This window comes from Aquabacterium sp. A08 (assembly GCF_011742065.1).
Window position 1 is genome coordinate 27,362 of the sequence record NZ_JAAQQT010000706.1, and the last position, 13,576, is coordinate 40,937.

A 13,576-nucleotide genomic window follows, 5' to 3' on the forward strand; every position below is an offset into this window, starting at 1 on the left:
TTTGGCTCCCCGACCTGGGCTCGAACCAGGGACCTACGGATTAACAGTCCGGCGCTCTACCGACTGAGCTATCGGGGAAAGACCAAGATCATAGCACAGCCGCGGCCGGGTCTTGGGGGGCGGTGCCGGTTTGCTCGCGCAGGGCCTGCAGGGCGGCGGCCTCGGTGGCGTGCAGGTGCAGCCAGGGGCTCTCGGGCAGTTCGCCGGCCTGGCGCAGCACGGTTTCCACCGGCAGCTTCACGCCCACCAGCCACAGGTGGCGACGCTGCTCGGCCAGCTGGCGGCGCAGGCGGCCAAAGGTGTCCACGCCGGTCGCGTCGATGCGGTTGACCGGTGCCGCCAGCCACAGCACGTGTTGGGTGTCGGGCGCCAGGGCCAGGTGCTGGGCCACGGCGTCTTCCAGCGCGCTGGCCGAGCCGAAGTCCAGGTCCGCGTCCATGCGCAGGGCGCAGGTGCGCGGGGCCAGCGGGGGCAGTTGCCAGAGGTGGCGGTCGCGCAGCCGGCCGTCGGGGTGCAGGCCCACCTCGATGATGCGCGGGTGCAGCCGCTGGTACAGGAAGTGGCTCAGGGCCATGAGCATGCCGGCCAGCACGCCCCAGTACAGCCGGGGCGCGGTCAGCAGGGTGATGAGCACGGTGGCCCCTGCGGTGACGGCTTCCACCCGGGAGATGCGCCACAGCCGCACGAAGGCCCGCGGCTGGACCAGTCCGACCACCGCCACCCACACGATGGCGGCCAGCACCGCCTGCGGCACGTGGTGCAGCACCGGCAAAAACAACCACAGCGCCAGCACCACCAGGCCCACCGCAAACACGGTGGCCCAGCCGGTCTGGGCGCCAGCGTACAGGTTCAGCGCCGAGCGCGAGAACGACGAGCTGGTCGGGAAGGCGCCGCTCAGGCCCGAGGCCACCTTGGCCAGGCCCTGGCCGATCAGGTCCTGGTTCTGGTCCCAGCGCTCGCCCCGGCGGGCGTTGTCCACCTGGGCGCTGGCGGCGGTTTCCAGAAAACTCACCAGCGTGATCACCAGCACCGGCACGGCCAGCTGGCCCAACGTCTGCCAGCCGGGCCAGGTGGGCAGGTACAGGCTGGGCAGGCCCTGAGGCAGGGCACCCACCACGGCGCCGCCCTGGGCGGCAAAGTCCAGGGCCTGGCTCAGGCCGGCGGTGCCCAGCACCAGCACCAGCACCACCGGCCAGTGCGGCCGCCAGCGCCGCGCCAGCAGCAACACGGCCAGGCTGCCCAGGCCGAACGCCAACGACGGCAGGTGCGCGTCCGCCAGCCGGGTCGGGTCCCAGCCGGGCAGGCCCAGCAGGGCCGGCAGTTGCGAGCCGATGATGAGCAGCGCCGCCGCCTGGGTGAAGGCCATCAGCACCGGGGCGTTGACCAGGTTGAGCAGCCAGCCGAAGCGGGCCAGCCCCAGCGCCACCTGCAGCCCGCCCGACAGCAGCGCCAGCCACACCGCCAGCGCCACCCAGTCGGGGCTGCCCGGCAGCGCCAGCCCGGTGAGCGAGGCGCTGACCAGCAGGCAGCTCAGCGCGGTGGGCCCGACCGACAGCCGGGGCGAACCGCCGAACAGCACCGCCACCAGCGCCGGCAGCAGCGAGGCGTAAATGCCCGTCACCAGCGGCATGCCCGCCAGGGCGGCGTAGGCCACGCCTTGCGGGATCACCATCAGGCCCACCGTCAGGCCGGCCCAGGCCTCGCCACGCAACAGCGCCGCCGTGGGGCGGGGCCATCGCAAGAAGGGCAGGCAGCGGTGCAGGCGGGTCATGGGCGGTGGGGGCATCTTACGCGGCGGTCGGAGCGGTCCGCGCTTCAGCGCTGCGGCATGTCGGCATAGGAATACCCCAGGCTCACGCCCGCGTCGGTCGGAATCGGCATCACCGTCTGGTCCCAGGCCAGCCAGGCGTCGCGCATCTGCGCCAGCCGCTGCGGTTCGCGCGCGGCCAGGTTGGCGCGTTCGCGCTCGTCGGCGGGCAGGTTGAACAGGTACTCGTGCTGGTCCACCTTCAGGTATTTCCAGTCGCCCAGGCGCAGGGCGCGCTGCTGGCGGTGGTTCATGCGCCAGTACAGCGGGCGCTCGAAGCTGGCGGCGGGGTCGCGCAGCACGCCCTGCAGCGACACGCCGTCCAGCGGGTAGTCGGGGTGGGGCTGGCCGCCGCCCAGTTCCAGCATCGTGGCCGACCAGTCCATGGTCATGCAATGCTGGGTGCTGGTGGTGCCGGCGGGAATGGCGGCCGGCCAGTGCGCAATCCAGGGCACGCGGATGCCGCCTTCGGTCAGGTCCATCTTGCCGCCCACCAGCGGCCAGTTGTCGCTGAAGCGCTCGCCGCCGTTGTCGCTGGTGAACACCACCAGGGTGTTGTCGGCCAGCCCGTGCTGGCGCAGCGCGTCCATCACCCAGCCAATGCCCTCGTCCATGTGGTGGATCATTTTGCGGTAGCTGTGGATGTTGCCGCCGTCCAGGTGGAACAGGTTCTTGGCCACCTCGGGCGCGATGTGGGCGTCGTCGCGCGTTTCCCAGGGCCAGTGGGGCGCGGTGTAGTGCAGGCTCAGGAAGAAGGGTTGGCCGGCCTTGGCATCGGGCGCCATGCGGTGGATGTGGTCCACCGCGCGTTTGGAGAACACGTCGGTCAGGTACCCCACTTCCATGTGCTCGTCTTCGCCCAGGTAGAGGTCGTGGTCGCCTTTGGAGGAGCAGTGGGTGAAGTAGTCCACCCCGCCGGCCATGATGCCGAAGAACTCCTCGTAGCCCGAGCGCTGCGGCCCAAACGCGGGCGGGTAGCCCAGGTGCCATTTGCCGATGAGGGCGGTGTGGTAGCCCGCGTCGCGCAGCAGCGAGGGCAGGGTGGGGATCTCGGGCGGCAGGCCCAGGCGCGCATCGCCTTTGCTTTTGCTGCTGATGGGCTCTTCCAGCGCGCCGCGCAGGCGGTACTGGTAGCGCATGGTCATGAGCGCAAAGCGCGTGGGCGAACACACCGGCGAGTTGGCGTACCCCTGGGTGAACTTCATGCCGCCGGCGGCCAGCCGGTCGATGTTCGGCGAAACGGCGCCGAATGGCGCCTCGCGGCCGCCGTAGCAGCCCAGGTCGGCGTAGCCCAGGTCGTCAGAAACGATGTAAATGATGTTGGGGCGTTGCATGGCAGTTTCCTCGTCACTCGGCGGTCATGCCAGTGGCTTCGATGACTTTGGCGTAGCGGGCGCTCATGTCCGCCAGGCGCTTGGAGGCGGCGCCGCCGGTGAGGCCCTCGAAGTGCAGGTCGAGGCTGGTCAGCCGCTGCTGCACCTCGGGCCGCTTGAGCGCGTCCACAATGCCTTTTTGCAGCAGGGCCACCACCGGTTCGGGCGTGGCGCTGGGCACCATCACCAGGTACAAAATTTCCTGCTCCAGGGCCTTGAAGCCCAGCTCGCCCACCGTGGGCAGGTCGGGCGCCAGTTTGGAGCGTTGGGCGCTGGTCACCGCCAGCGGGATGATCTTGCCGGCCTGCACGTGCGGGATCATGCCCGGGGTGGCCAGGTTGCCGCCGTCCACCTCGCCCGCCAGCACCGCGGTCACGGCCGGGGTGTTGCCGCGGTATGGGATGTGGTGGATTTTGAGGCCGGCGGCGTCCTTGAACACCTCCACCGACAGGTGGCCCGGGCTGCCGTTGCCGGCCGAGCTGAAGTTCAGCCCCTTGCCCTTGCCAGCGGCCAGCAGGTCCTTCATGGTCTTGATGCCGGTGCTGGGGTGCACCCCCACCAGCAGCCCCGACGACGCCATGACCACCACCGGCTTGAAGTCGGCCGGCTTGAACGGCATGGTCTTGTAAATGTGTGGGTTGACCGTGAAGGTGGTGTCGATGCCGAACAACACGGTGTGACCGTCGGCCGGGGCGCGCGCCACGTCGGCCGCGCCGATGTTGCCGGCGGCGCCGGCCTTGTTTTCCACGATCACCGGCTGCTTGAGCAGTGCCTGCAGCACCGGCTGCACCGAGCGCGCCAGGATGTCCGACGGCCCGCCGGGCGGGAAGTTGTTGACCAAGCGCACCGGCTTGGTGGGGTAGGCGCTTTGCGCCAGGGCCAGCGGGGCCGCCAGCGAGGCGCCCAGGGCAAGCGCCAGGGCCGACAGGGCGCCGAGCGTGCGGCGGCGGGGGAGGGTGCGGGTCATGTGCAGTCTGTCCTTTCGGGGGCCGTCCAACGGGCGGCGATTCGGGGGCAAGCGCGGTCGGGTGCCGCTTGAGCCGCGACTGTAGAGCGAGGACAATCGGTTGTTCTAATCAACCGTTCTGCGTGAAAACCCGCATGTCCGACCCCTCCCGCCTGCGCCGGCTCGACACCTTGGTGGACATGCCCCTCTACCGCATCAGCCGCCTGCTGGCCGAGGCCGGCAGCCTGGTGGTGCGTGCCTGTGAAGGGCGTTTCGGCATCACCCGGCGCGAATGGCGGTTGATGAGCTACCTGGCACCGACCGAGGGGCTGTCGCCCTCGGCCCTGTCGCGGGCGGCGGGGCTGGACAAGGCACGCACCTCGCGCACCATCGCCGCATTGGTGGACAAGCGCCTGGCCGAGCGGCTGGCGCTGCCCTCGGACCGGCGCCATGCGGTGGTCCGGCTCACGGCGCAGGGGCGCCGCATCCACGACGAGCTGCTGCCGCTGGCGCGCCGTATCAACCAGGACGTGCTGGCCGTGCTGAGCGACGAGGAGGTGGACTGGCTGGACGGGGTGCTCGACCGCCTGCAGGCCCAGGCCACGGCGGTGGTGGCGGCCCACGACGCGGCCTTGCCCCGGGCCCAGCGCCGCCAGGGTGGGGCGCGTCGCCCAATCGTCTGAGCCCCCGGGCGGGGGCTTACAGGGCCGCGGTGGCCACGATTTCCACCCGCCAGCCGGGGCGGGCCAGCGCCGCCTGCACCGTGGCGCGCGGGGGCGTGTGGCCGGCCGGCACCCAGGCGTCCCAGGCGCGGTTCAGCCCGTCGAAGTCGGCCAGGTCGGCGATGAAAATCTGCACCATCAGCAGCCGGGTCTTGTCGGTGCCGGCACGCGCCAGCAGCGCGTCGATGGCGGCCAGCACCTGCCGGGTCTGGCCCTCGATGTCCAGGTCGGCGTCCTCTGGCACCTGGCCGGCGAGGTACACCGTGCCGTTGTGGATGGCCATTTCCGACAGGCGCGGACCGACGTCAAAGCGTTGAACCATGGGCAATTTCCTCCGAATGCAAAGGGTCAGGGTGCGGCGTGGGCGAGGGCGCAACGGGCGGCGGCCAGGTCCCAGCCGGCCCAGCCGCAGCTTTTGAAGAACACCGGGCCGCCCGGCCGCGGGCCGTGCCAGGCGGGGGTGCGGTTCACCACGTCGGCCAGGGACGGCAGGGCGGTCACGTCCAGGCCGGCCTGCAGCAGGTCACCGGCCTCGTGGTCGGCGTCGCGCGTGTCCACCACCAGCGTGCCGGTGCGCGCCAGGTGCTGGCAGACGCCGGGCGCCCACTCCACCATCTGCGGGGTGAAGGCGCCCACGGCGGCCACGAAGGCGTCGGGCCGGGGCGTGCCGCGCAGCGCCACGGCCTGGGCACTGGTGGCGGTCACCACCAGCGGGCAGTCGGCCAGCGCCGCGTCGGCGTCGTCCACCGCGCGGGCTTGCAGCCCCAAGGCTCGGGCGTGCGCCACCAGCGCATCGGCGCTGGCGCGGCTGCGCGAGGCCACCCGCACCTCGCGCACCCCCAGGCCGGCGTGGAAGGCGTCCAGGTGCGCCCGCCCCTGCACCCCCGCGCCCACGATCAGCAGCGGGCCGGCGGGGTGGGGGACCAGCCGTTGCGCGGCCAGCAGCGACACCGCGGCCGTGCGCCGCGCCGTCACCGTCGGGCCGTCCAGCAGCGCGCGGCGGCTGCCGGTGGCCACGTCGAACACCACAATGTCGCCCTGGATGCTGGGCAGTCCGCGCGTGGCGTTGTCGTGCACAAAGGTGATGAGTTTGGTGATGGCCACCTGTGCGTCGTGGGCCGGCATCACGAACAGGCTGGCGCCGTTGGCCAGCCGCTCCACCAGCCGGGGCGGCACCCGCACGCTCGGGTCGCGCAGCACGGCTTCGATCTGCTGGGCCAGCGCAGGGTAGGGCAGGGCTTGGGCGGTGGCGTGGGGGGACAGGGTGGCGCTCATGGCCACACTGTACCTGCCCGCGCGGGTCGGGTTTGGGCCGTGCCGCCGCGCCAGTGGCCCCAGCCCGGCTAACCTTGGCGGCATGACCTTCCGTTTCTTGCCGCTGCGCCGCGCCCGCTGGGCGGCCGCTGCGCTGGCCATGACGCTGGCCGGCTGCAGCCTGGTGTCGGTGGCCTACAACCGCCTGCCCACCCTGGCCCACTGGCGCCTGGACGGCCTGCTCAACCTCGACCGCACGCAGTCCGCCGCCGTGCGGGCCGACCTGGCCCAATGGCACGCCTGGCACCGGCGCCAGCACCTGCCGCAGTACGCGCAGACGCTGGCGCGCTGGCAGGTCCTGGCCGGGGCCGACGTGACCGCCCAGCAGGTCTGCGCCGAATGGCCCCGCCTGAGCGGCTGGCTCGACGAGGCCGGCGCCCAGGCCCTGCCGTGGCTGGCGCGCCTGGCCGGCGGCCTCACCCCGGCGCAACTGGCGCACTGGCAGGGCCGCCACGCCGAACGCCTGGCCGAATTCCGCGCGGACTTTGTGGCGCCCGCCGGCGAGGTCGCCCCCCGGCGCCTGGACAAGGCCGTGGAACGGCTGGAAATGCTGTACGGCCGCACCAGCCCGGCCCAGCGCGACTGGTTGCGCCAGCGCCTGCAGCGCAGCGCCTTCGACCCCGAGCGTGCCGTGGCCGAGCGCGAACGCCAGCACGCGGTGCTGCTGGAGGCGGTGCGCCGCATCCAGGCCGGCGCCCCGGCCGAGGCCGAAGCCCGCGCCGCCTGGGCCCGTTGGTGGCAGCCGCCCGACTCGGCGCAACAGGCCCAGCAGGCCGCCTGGCGGGCCGACAGCTGCGCCTTCCTGGCCGAATGGCACCAGCGCACCACGCCCGAACAACGCCACCACGCCCAGCAAAAACTCCAGGGCTTTGCCAGCGATTTCACCGCGCTGGCCGCCTTGGGCGGCTGAGCCCAGACGCAAAAAAACCCCGCCGGGATCGCTCCCGGCGGGGTGGTGTGTGCAGCACCGGGCGGCCGCGGGGCCGCCCAGGCCGGCGGGCTTACATGCCCATGCCGCCCATGCCGCCCATGTCACCCATGCCGCCCGGCATGGCCGGTGCGTCGTCCTTCGGGGCCTCGGCCACCATGCACTCGGTGGTCAGCATCAGGCTGGCCACGGACGCGGCGTTCTGCAGCGCGGTGCGGGTCACTTTCGTCGGGTCCAGAATGCCCATCTCGATCATGTCGCCGTAGGTGTCGTTGGCGGCGTTGAAGCCGTAGTTGCCCTGGCCACCCAGCACGGCGTTCACCACCACGCTCGGCTCGCCACCGGCGTTGGCCACGATCTCGCGCAGCGGCGCTTCGATGGCCTTCAGCACCAGGCTGATACCGGCTTGCTGGTCGGCGTTGTCACCGGTGATGGTGCCGGCCGATTGCTTGGCGCGCAGCAGGGCCACGCCACCGCCGGCCACAATGCCTTCTTCCACCGCAGCGCGCGTGGCGTGCAGCGCGTCTTCCACGCGGGCCTTCTTTTCCTTCATCTCGACTTCGGTGGCGGCACCGACCTTGATGACGGCCACACCGCCGGCCAGCTTGGCCACGCGCTCTTGCAGCTTCTCGCGGTCGTAGTCGCTGGTGGCTTCTTCGATCTGGATGCGGATCTGCTTCACGCGGGCTTCGATGTCGGCAGCGGCACCGGCGCCATCGATGATGGTGGTGTTTTCCTTGCCGATTTCCACGCGCTTGGCCTGGCCCAGGTCGGCCAGGGTCACCTTGTCCAGGGTCAGGCCCACTTCTTCAGCGATCACCTTGCCGCCGGTCAGGATGGCGATGTCTTCCAGCATGGCCTTGCGGCGGTCGCCGAAGCCCGGGGCCTTCACAGCCACGACCTTCAGGATGCCACGGATGGTGTTCACCACCAGGGTCGCCAGGGCTTCGCCTTCCACGTCTTCGGCAATGATCAGCAGCGGACGGCCGGCCTTGGCCACGGCTTCCAGCGTGGGCAGCAGGTCGCGGATGTTGCTGATCTTCTTGTCGAACAGCAGCACGAAGGGGTTGTCCAGCAGCGCGGCCTGCTTCTCGGGGTTGTTGATGAAGTAGGGCGACAGGTAGCCGCGGTCAAACTGCATGCCTTCCACGACATCCAGCTCGTTCTGCAGCGATTTGCCGTCTTCCACGGTGATCACGCCTTCCTTGCCCACTTTGTCCATGGCGTTGGCGATGATGTCGCCGATGCTGGAGTCGGAGTTGGCGGAGATGGAACCCACCTGGGCGATCTCTTTGGAGGTGGTGGTGGGCTTGGAGGCCTTCTTCAGCTCGGCGATCAGGGCTTCCACGGCCTTGTCGATGCCGCGCTTGAGGTCCATCGGGTTCATGCCGGCGGCCACGTACTTCATGCCTTCGCGCACGATGGCCTGGGCCAGCACGGTCGCGGTGGTGGTGCCGTCACCGGCGTTGTCCGAGGTCTTGGAAGCGACTTCCTTGACCATCTGGGCGCCCATGTTCTGCAGCTTGTCCTTCAACTCGATTTCCTTGGCCACGGACACGCCGTCCTTAGTCACGGTCGGGGCGCCGAACGAACGCTCCAGCACCACGTTGCGGCCTTTGGGGCCCAGGGTCACTTTCACGGCGTTGGCCAGGACGTTCACGCCCTCGACCATGCGGGCGCGGGCTTCGCCGCCGAACACTACGTCTTTTGCTGCCATTTTTCAGGTTCCTTCAGTGTTTGGGTTGCAACAGGGGCAAATTACTTCTCGACCACGGCAAACAGGTCGTCTTCCTTCATGACCAGCAGTTCGTCGCCATCGACCTTCACGGTCTGGCCACTGTATTTGCCGAACAGCACGCGGTCGCCCACTTTCACGGACAGGGCCTTGGTTTCGCCCTTGTCGTTCGTCTTGCCCGGGCCCACGGCCAGCACTTCGCCCTGGTCGGGCTTTTCGGCGGCGTTGTCGGGGATCACGATGCCCGAAGCGGTCTTGGTTTCATTTTCCATGCGCTTGACGATCACGCGATCGGCGAGGGGACGAAGTTTCATGAGATCTCCTGCTCAGTAAAAAAGAAACGTGTTGGACAGATCGTGGGGGGTGCCCACCACAGTGTTAGCACTCAACCCCAGCGAGTGCTAATGATAGAGGCGGCCTCACGCCTTTTCAAGGCCCAGGGGTCAAAAAATCCCGTGGCCGTGGGGGTGGACGCTCGGGCCCTATCATGGCCGCCGGGTCAACACAGGGAGGTGCATGTGACTTACCACGACGACAAGGCCGCCGAGCACGGCCACCGCATGAACGAATCCAGCGTGGGTTCCACGGACTACTGGAACCACCGCATGCAGCAGCAAAACCACCAGTCCATGGCGGACGCGCAGCGCCTGCACCAGGAAACCAGCAGCTACCTCCAAAACCTGCAGGCCCAGCACACGGCGCCCCCCGTTTGGCGTGCCGGGGAATTGCCGGTGGGCGCGGGCCACGCGGGCACTCATTCCGGCAGTGCCGGCGCGGCCCTTGCGCGCCTGCTGGGTACCAAGGGTTTCTGGTACATCGCCTGGCTGCTGCTGTGCGCTTGCGGTTACCAGTGGGTGGATCAAGGCATCCGGTCTGCGCACGCCACAGGCTGGATGCAGGCCGTCACGCCGGCTGGACATGTGTCGTCCGACTACCTGATCGGCATGCGGCAGCGGCCCGAGGGTTTCAAGTACCAGGTCGATCAGACCCTGGGCGCCTGGGCGCACCTGTTTCGCCAACCCGAGGCGGCGCGCAAGCTCTACGCCGCCTGCCCCCGCACCCGCGCGTGCCTGACGCACCCGCTGGGCATCATGGGTTTCATGGCCGACCACGCCAGCGACCGCCAGGCGTATTGGCAAGCCCTGTGTGAAAGCGGCTACGTGCGCCACCACGCCCAAGGAAAGTCCATGGAGCGGCGTTGGTGGGTGGCGCCACACCAAACGCAGAAGTACGCGCCGCAGTGCGTGCTGGTCAACGCCCAAGAGGTGCGCGACCAGTTGGCCCGCAGCCGGCAGTGGCAGGAAGGCGTGGCCATTGCCGCTGCTTTGGTGGCTGCCCTGCTGCCCTGGTTGGCTTGGCTGTGGTTGCGCCGCACAAAGTCTCCGGCCTGATGCGGTGCCCTGCCGCGGCCCCTGTGGGGCGGTTTGACGCAGATCAAACCCTTCGTTCGCGCGGCGCGGGTTAACCCCCGGGTTTGATGTGGCGCAAACCCGCGCCGGGTGTGCGGGCTTCCAATGCCGGCAGGGAATGTTCCCTTGCACGACACACCACACACCATGAACCAATACCTGCTTGCCGCGGCCGTGGGCGCCGCACTCGTTTCCGGCACCGCCATGGCGCAAGACTTCAAAGAGGGCGACTGGCTGGTCCGCGCCCGCGTGGTGCATCTGGACGCTGCCAACAAAAACAGCGACCCGGCGGTGCCCGTGTCCATCAACAACAAGACGCTGCCCGAGGTGGACTTCACCTACTTCTTCAACAAGAACCTGGCCGCCGAACTGATTTTGACCGTGCCGCAAAAGCAGACCGTGTCGCTGGGCGGCGCGCCGATCGGTACCCTCAAGCACCTGCCGCCCACCCTGACGCTGCAATACCACTTCGACGCCCCCGGCTTCAAGCCCTATGTCGGCGCGGGTATCAACTTCACCCGCTTCAGCTCGGTGAACCTGCCGGCCCCGCTGGACATCAAGCGCAACAGCTGGGGCGGCGCGCTGCAGGTGGGCGTGGACATTCCCGTGGCCAAAGACATGTACTTCAACATCGACGTCAAAAAAGTCTTCATCAAGACCGATGTGACCGATGCGGGCGCCAAGATCGACACCTTCAAGGTCGATCCACTGCTGGTCGGCGTGGGTCTGGGCTGGAAGTTCTGACCTCACTGGTCCGCCAGGTGGTGGCGGTTTTTGGGTGGTGTTGACGGCGCCACCACACCGATCCCCCTGGGTAGCAAAGCCGGTGGCGCCGTGGCCTCACCGGCTTTTTGCTGGCCGCGACGCATCCGTCTGGCCCAGTCTTTGCATTAGTAGTTTTGTATACAAAAGCGCGCACAAAAAGTGCGCACAGCGGCCCGGGTGGGCGGCTGGCCAAGCTTGTGTGTGCGCAGTGCCCAAACCGGTGCATGCCAGCGCCGGGGGCAAACCGTTGGACCAAAACTGGAGCAGATGACATGGCAAACTGAACCGCCCCGGGAATTGAGGAGGCTCCAACGTCTGAGAAGATGGAGCCATGACCAAGTCAAACAAGTTCTCACCCGAGGTCCGCGAGCGCGCCGTGCGCATGGTGCAGGAGCACCGAGCCGACTACCCCTCTCTGTGGGCAGCCATTGAATCTATAGCCCCCAAGATTGGCTGCGTGCCGCAGACCCTCAACGAATGGGTCAAGAAGGCCGAGGTCGACAGCGGCCAGCGTGTCGGCACCACCACTTCGGAGGCGCAACGCATCAAGGAACTGGAGCGCGAGGTCAAGGAGTTGCGCCGGGCCAATGACATCCTCAAGACGGCCAGCGCTTTTTTTGCGCAGGCGGAGCTCGACCGCCGATTGAAGTCTTGAAGAACTACATCGACCGCCACCGTGATGACTACGGGGTCGAGCCCATCTGCCGGGTGTTGCAGATGGCCCCGTCGTGCTACTGGCGCCATGCCGCTCGCCAGCGCAATCCACAGTTGCGCAGTGCGCGTGCCCTGCGTGACGAGGGTTTGAAAGCCGACATCCAGCGCGTGTGGCACGCCAACTGGCAGGTCTACGGGGCTGACAAGGTCTGGCTGCAGATGAACCGCGAGGGCATCCCGGTGGCACGTTGTACCGTGGAGCGGCTGATGCGTGCCATGGGCCTGCAAGGGGCACGCCGTGGCAAGACGGTGCGCACCACCACGCCAGACACCTCCGCACCGTGCCCGCTGGACCACGTCAACCGGCAATTCAAGGCCAGCCGACCCAACGAGTTGTGGGTGTCGGACTTCACCTATGTCAGCACCTGGCAGGGCTGGCTGTACGTGGCCTTTGTGGTGGATGTGTACGCCCGGCGCATTGTGGGCTGGCGAGTCAGCCGCAGCATGCAGACGGACTTCGTGCTGGATGCGCTGGAGCAGGCACTGTACGAACGTCAGCCTGCGGCACATGCCCTGACGCACCATTCCGACAGGGGCAGTCAATACGTTTCCATACGCTACACCGAACGCCTGGACCAGGCGGGCATCCAGCCATCAGTGGGCAGCCGGGGCGACAGCTACGACAACGCACTGGCAGAAACCATCAACGGGCTGTACAAGGCCGAGTTGATTCACCGCCGGGGACCCTGGAAGAACAGGGAATCCGTGGAACTGGCCACCCTGCAATGGGTGCACTGGTTCAACCACATCCGACTGCTCACGCCGATTGGGGGCATCCCTCCGGCAGAAGCTGAGGCAAACTACTGGAGGCAATTCGCCAACAGCAACACCTCGACAGAGGTTTCAACTTAAACCAACCAGCCTCCTTGAAACCCGGGGCGGTTCAAACAGCATGAGAGGTGGGAAACTGGGCGTGGCCGCGGCAGCCTTGATGGGCGCGGCGGCGTTCGCCCCGGCGGCGCAGGCGCAAACGTCGGCGGTCAACGTGTACGGCCTCATCGACATGAGCGTGGGTTCGTACAAGGCCCCGGGCGGCCAGCGCCAGACCCTGGCCGAGAGCGGCAAAATGACCACCAGCTTCCTGGGCTTTGGCGGCAGCGAAGACCTGGGCAACGGCCTGTCGGCCCAGTTCAAGCTGGAAACCTTTTTCCGCTCCGACGTCGGCCGTTCCGGCCGCTTCGACGGCGACGGCGAATTCACCCGCACCGCGTCGGTCGGGCTGGCGCACAAGCGCTATGGCGCCCTGCACCTGGGCCGCAACACCACGTCGCTGTTCGTCTCCACGCTGATGTTCAACGCCGTCGGCGACTCTTTCGGGTTCTCGCCGGCCATCCGGCAGTACTTCACCAGCGGCACCGTCACCGGTGACACCGGCTGGAACGACTCCATCGCCTACAGCAGCCCCACCGTGGGCGGCTTCCGCGCCAACCTGGCCTACGCCTTCAAGGAAGGCCAGGCCGCCACCGACGGCAACAACTGGAGCGTAGGCCTGGGCTACAGCCAGGGGCCACTGGCGCTGTCCTTCGTGGCGCAAGAGGTGAAAAAGGGCGCAGTCAACGACACCAAAACCCAGCAACTGGGCGGCGCTTACGACTTTGGCGTGGCCAAGGTGTTCGCCCAGTACGGCGAGGTGGAGAACCTGACCACCGGCAACGAATTCGACATCAGTGGCCTGGGCGTGCGCGTGCCCTTGGGCGCTGGCGCGGTGGTGGCCCAGTGGGGCCGGCTGGACGCCCAAACCGGCGCCGACCGCAGCAGCCTGACGCTGGGCTACCTGCACAACCTGTCCAAGCGCACCGAGGTGTACGCCATGGCCATGCAGGAAAAACAGGACGGCCTGAGCAACGGCAGCAGCGTCGCCGT

Annotated in this window: 13 protein-coding genes, 1 tRNA gene and 1 other annotated feature; of the genes, 6 read left to right on the plus strand and 8 right to left on the minus strand. The window is 68.4% G+C overall.

Annotation, left to right across the window (positions count from 1 at the left end):
• Window positions 1–2: 2 nt before the first annotated feature.
• The 4 genes from HA630_RS21890 to HA630_RS21905 form a co-directional block, all read right to left on the minus strand.
• Window positions 3–78 (minus strand) — tRNA-Asn (locus HA630_RS21890).
• 10 nt (window positions 79–88) lie between these two features.
• Complete coding sequence (locus HA630_RS21895) at window positions 89–1,771, minus strand: SulP family inorganic anion transporter (RefSeq protein ID WP_166837687.1); 1,683 nt, start codon at window positions 1,769–1,771, stop codon at window positions 89–91.
• Between the two features lie 44 nt (window positions 1,772–1,815).
• A complete protein-coding gene (locus HA630_RS21900) occupies window positions 1,816–3,141 on the minus strand; it encodes a sulfatase (RefSeq protein ID WP_166837689.1) in 1,326 nt (441 codons plus the stop codon).
• A 13-nt stretch (window positions 3,142–3,154) separates the two neighbouring features.
• Window positions 3,155–4,147 (minus strand): tripartite tricarboxylate transporter substrate binding protein, encoded by a 993-nt coding sequence (locus HA630_RS21905; RefSeq protein WP_166837691.1) that lies wholly within the window; start codon window positions 4,145–4,147, stop codon window positions 3,155–3,157.
• Window positions 4,148–4,281: 134 nt separating this feature from the next.
• Here HA630_RS21905 and HA630_RS21910 point away from each other — a divergent pair, with 134 nt between their 5' ends.
• Window positions 4,282–4,809, plus strand: coding sequence for a MarR family winged helix-turn-helix transcriptional regulator (locus HA630_RS21910; protein WP_166837693.1), 528 nt, complete (start codon window positions 4,282–4,284; stop codon window positions 4,807–4,809).
• Between the two features lie 16 nt (window positions 4,810–4,825).
• Here HA630_RS21910 and HA630_RS21915 read toward each other — a convergent pair whose 3' ends face one another.
• Window positions 4,826–5,170, minus strand: coding sequence for a RidA family protein (locus HA630_RS21915; protein WP_166837695.1), 345 nt, complete (start codon window positions 5,168–5,170; stop codon window positions 4,826–4,828).
• 26 nt (window positions 5,171–5,196) lie between these two features.
• Window positions 5,197–6,123: a delta(1)-pyrroline-2-carboxylate reductase family protein gene (locus HA630_RS21920; protein ID WP_166837697.1), complete on the minus strand. Its 927-nt coding sequence runs from the start codon at window positions 6,121–6,123 to the stop codon at window positions 5,197–5,199.
• Window positions 6,124–6,205: 82 nt separating this feature from the next.
• Here HA630_RS21920 and HA630_RS21925 point away from each other — a divergent pair, with 82 nt between their 5' ends.
• On the plus strand, window positions 6,206–7,072 hold the full coding sequence (locus HA630_RS21925) for a DUF6279 family lipoprotein (RefSeq protein WP_166837699.1): 867 nt from the start codon (window positions 6,206–6,208) through the stop codon (window positions 7,070–7,072).
• 91 nt (window positions 7,073–7,163) lie between these two features.
• Here HA630_RS21925 and groL read toward each other — a convergent pair whose 3' ends face one another.
• Both groL and groES read right to left on the minus strand, forming a co-directional pair.
• Window positions 7,164–8,807 carry a chaperonin GroEL gene (groL, locus tag HA630_RS21930; RefSeq protein ID WP_166837701.1) on the minus strand — a complete coding sequence of 548 codons (1,644 nt, stop codon included), beginning with the start codon at window positions 8,805–8,807 and terminating at the stop codon, window positions 7,164–7,166.
• A 41-nt stretch (window positions 8,808–8,848) separates the two neighbouring features.
• Window positions 8,849–9,139 carry a co-chaperone GroES gene (gene groES, locus HA630_RS21935; protein ID WP_166837703.1) on the minus strand — a complete coding sequence of 97 codons (291 nt, stop codon included), beginning with the start codon at window positions 9,137–9,139 and terminating at the stop codon, window positions 8,849–8,851.
• Window positions 9,140–9,343: 204 nt separating this feature from the next.
• On the opposite strand from groES, the gene HA630_RS21940 reads away from it, so the two are divergent.
• From HA630_RS21940 to HA630_RS21955, 4 genes are all read left to right on the plus strand, one after another.
• On the plus strand, window positions 9,344–10,216 hold the full coding sequence (locus HA630_RS21940; RefSeq protein WP_166837705.1) for a hypothetical protein: 873 nt from the start codon (window positions 9,344–9,346) through the stop codon (window positions 10,214–10,216).
• A 165-nt stretch (window positions 10,217–10,381) separates the two neighbouring features.
• A complete protein-coding gene (locus HA630_RS21945) occupies window positions 10,382–10,978 on the plus strand; it encodes an OmpW family protein (RefSeq protein WP_166837707.1) in 597 nt (198 codons plus the stop codon).
• Between the two features lie 352 nt (window positions 10,979–11,330).
• A protein-coding gene (locus HA630_RS21950) for an IS3 family transposase (RefSeq protein ID WP_166837708.1) occupies window positions 11,331–12,565 on the plus strand; the annotation gives its coding sequence in 2 pieces (ribosomal slippage) (window positions 11,331–11,610 and window positions 11,610–12,565; 1,236 coding nt in all).
• Window positions 11,609–11,725 (plus strand) — a sequence feature (AL1L pseudoknot). (Overlaps the previous gene by 117 nt.)
• A gap of 40 nt (window positions 12,566–12,605) precedes the next feature.
• Window positions 12,606–13,576, plus strand: a 971-nt coding sequence (locus HA630_RS21955) for a porin (RefSeq protein ID WP_208300214.1), incomplete at its 3' end; no start/stop codon positions are given.